A 3,088-nucleotide genomic window follows, 5' to 3' on the forward strand; every position below is an offset into this window, starting at 1 on the left:
TACTTCTGCCCGGAGGACCCCACCCGCTCCCTCATGCCGAGCAGCGACTGGAAGTTCCGGTCAATAATGGGGGCCTCGTTGAGGGTGGGAGGGGTTTGCGTTGCCGCGGTGCTCCTAAGCATTCCCTCCATGCTTTCCCGGTAGGTTTCGCCGCTTCGATTGTAGAGGAGTTTTTTTGTGTCGCGTATATTGGATCTTCCGCAGTTCGCGGTTGCGTTCTGCGCGGTGTCCGTCGTTTGCCTTGTTGTGGTGAGGTGGATTGCTCCGAAAGTCGCTCGTGCGTGCCAAACGCGGGGACGCGTGGCCGTCGATGCGAAGTGCGTGTCTTTGCGGCGGGGGGAGCCCGCATCGGGTATCCTCTCGCTTTTCGCACCTGTTAACGGATTTGCGGGCACATGGAAGTTTTCCTACGGAGGACGTGAATATACCGCTGAAGATCCTGGTGAGAACGGATGGATAAGAACCAATATGCCGGGCGTCTTTTCCCGCGACACCGTTTTTGTCGATCCGAAGGGCGAATTGCCCGCGGTTCTCCCCGGAACCCTTTGCGCGGCGAACGAGATTATCAAGTCGATCTTCTGGTTTTTGGTCGTAGGGATGGGCTTTTCGATACTCCTGACTCTCGGAGGGCTGTTCGCATGGACGGTCGTTGTGGCTTCGGTGGGCAAAGCGGTGGGGGAGGCCGAAGCGGTTGCGCTTTTCACCGAGTGTTCTTTCTATCTGGTGTTTGCCGCAGCGGTCGCCTTGATGGGCCTGTGGCATTTCGGTCGAGCGTTCGCGACTCGTTCGCGTATGCGCCGATGGAAGCCGGTGCAAGCAGAGTGCGTGGCCACCCGTGCAGGCGTGGTTGGGTTCAAGTCGATGTTTGTGGGCGCGGACAATTTAGGCAGGGCAAGCTCTTGGAAGCTCCCGAATGGGCGCGTGGTCGAGGACAAGAAGTTTCGCTATTGGGATGTATTCACCCGGGTGGTTGGCGAGAAAGCGACGGTTTACCTGGATCCTTCCGGTCGCAAGTGTCCTGTTCTTCCGTGTCACCGGTATCGATCCGATCAGTATCTCCTGACGTCCTTCAACCTTTTCTTCATCTGCCTTTTGATTCTTTTATGGGGGTTTGCGATGGGTTGGTAGACGGTTGCGGAAGCGCCTCGCGGCCCTTTTGGGCGCGGGGCGGCATGCCGCGTCCGAGAAAGCGCGCTTTGGGACGGCGGCACGTGTCCGCTGCTGTCGGAAGTTGTTGCGTGACGGTGTCGCTGCGGCATGACGCGTCGAGTGAAGTCGACAGGGGGATCTGCGAAAGCGTTGCCCACCGTTTTTCTATCGCGATTCTTCGGCCGACTCGACCATGCGCATGAGTTCCTGTTGGGTGTGGATGTCCAGCTTGCGGTAAATGTGGCGGATGTGGGTTTTGGCCGTGCCTTCGGAAATATAGAGCTTCTCTTGGATGTAGGCCGCATTGTGCCCTTTCGCCAAAAAGAACATGACCTCCGTCTTGCGTGCGGACAGCAGGTAGGTGTTTGCAACGGTCTCGCATTTGGCGCGGAATCGGCCGCCGCGCGCACGCCGATCTTTTTGCTCGGGTGCCGATTGCATCGACATTGATGCGAGGCGCGACGCTGCGGACGTGTTGAGCATGGCTCGACGTGCTTCTGACGGCCCTTGGCTTTTTTGGGTGCGGTCGTCGGCGCGTTCGCAGGCGCGAGGGCATTCGAACCGTTCGCACGACTTCGAAGCTTCCGTTCGACCCTGTTCCCCTTCTTGCCGGCGTGTTGCTGCTTTAGGGTCCGCTGGCACGAGTGGAGCCACCAGATCGTTCTCCAGGCTGGCAGAAACCGCACGCACCGCCGGACACGGCACCACGATGGCCTCCACCTCGCGCTCGCGCGGCAGCAGCGCGTAGGCCACCGCGATGGCGGCGAACATCGACATGACGAGGAGCTGCTGGCCCGCGAACATGTCTCCCGACCAATCGACGAGGACGATGGGGGCAAGCGAACCTGCCATGATGCCCGCGGCCAGCGTTCCTCGCCCGAGTCCGAACACCAAAACGGGCGATATGCGGAACCGCTGCGCCATCATTCCGAAGAACATCCACATCATGGCCTCGAAGCACAGATAGCCGATGAGCAGGGCCACGTTCGCCATCAGGTTCGACTGGTTGCGCCCAAACGACAAGAACAGCAGAGCGACCACGACGAGAGGGACGAGGGGACGGAAGTAACGGCTCCATTGGTCGTTTCTGCCGCGCGCCAAGATGCTCACCAACACGGTGACGGCAGCGCAGCTGCTGGCCAACAGCAGCACAAGCTGATCGTTTATCGTGGCTGCGGCCAGAACCGACTGAAGCGTCGTTTGTCGAAGCGATCCGAGGACGAGCCCCATGATGGCGGTGGGCGCGCCGAAGCGCACGAGGAACTTCGCCCGGTTGATGGGCAGAGGTTTGAAGATGGGCATCTCTTTGCGCTTCGTGTAGTGCGGTGGGATTTTGGCCCACAAGATGGCGCATTCGAGCAGCGGGAGGACGGCGGTGATCATTCCCGAGAACGGTACGGGAGCGGCGTGCAGGAGCACCGCGTACACGCCCATGGCGATGGGGACGGACAGTGCGGTGTTCAAAGCGATGGTGGAGGTGTCGTTCTTCGCGAATGTCGTTCCCCAGAACAAGATGAGCATCGACGACCCCAATCCGGTGAGCACGCCCGATGCGAAGCTGGCCGGCGTGCTGTCGACGGGTCCGGAAAGAGCCAGGACGACAGTGCCTGCGCAACCGAGGATGCTTGCCCCCAGAAGCGTTTTTCGGGAGATGTAGAAATCGAGGAAGCGCTGGTCGGTTGCGGCAGCGAACAGCAAGCAAGCGCTGTAGACGATGATGGAAACCAGATAGGAGAGGGTAATGTGGACGTCGCTCGGGCTTGCGAGGTATGCGGTTGTTCCGAACACCGAGGCGCTTCCGAACATGGAAGAGAACACCCATGCTTGGTGGAGTCCGTATCCGACGCACAGCAGGGACATATCTCCGAGAGCGCTGCCTTCGTCGACGTGCGCGCTCAACGTGATGCGTGGAATGCGTAGGCTCACTGAACTGCCCCCC

General features: G+C 60.1%; 2 protein-coding genes. One reads left to right on the forward strand and one right to left on the reverse strand.

The window, feature by feature from the left end; translation table 11 throughout:
* The first annotated feature begins 300 nt into the window (after positions 1 to 300).
* Positions 301 to 1,128, forward strand: coding sequence for a hypothetical protein (locus B5F40_RS15620; RefSeq protein WP_140396539.1), 828 nt, complete (start codon positions 301 to 303; stop codon positions 1,126 to 1,128).
* A gap of 186 nt (positions 1,129 to 1,314) precedes the next feature.
* On the opposite strand, the gene B5F40_RS15625 is transcribed toward B5F40_RS15620, so the two are convergent.
* Positions 1,315 to 3,088: helix-turn-helix transcriptional regulator (locus tag B5F40_RS15625; protein WP_239443096.1), on the reverse strand; the 1,774-nt coding region annotated here is incomplete at its 5' end.

Origin of the sequence: Gordonibacter sp. An230 (genome assembly GCF_002159915.1) — a bacterium.
Taxonomy (GTDB): Bacteria; Actinomycetota; Coriobacteriia; order Coriobacteriales; family Eggerthellaceae; genus Rubneribacter.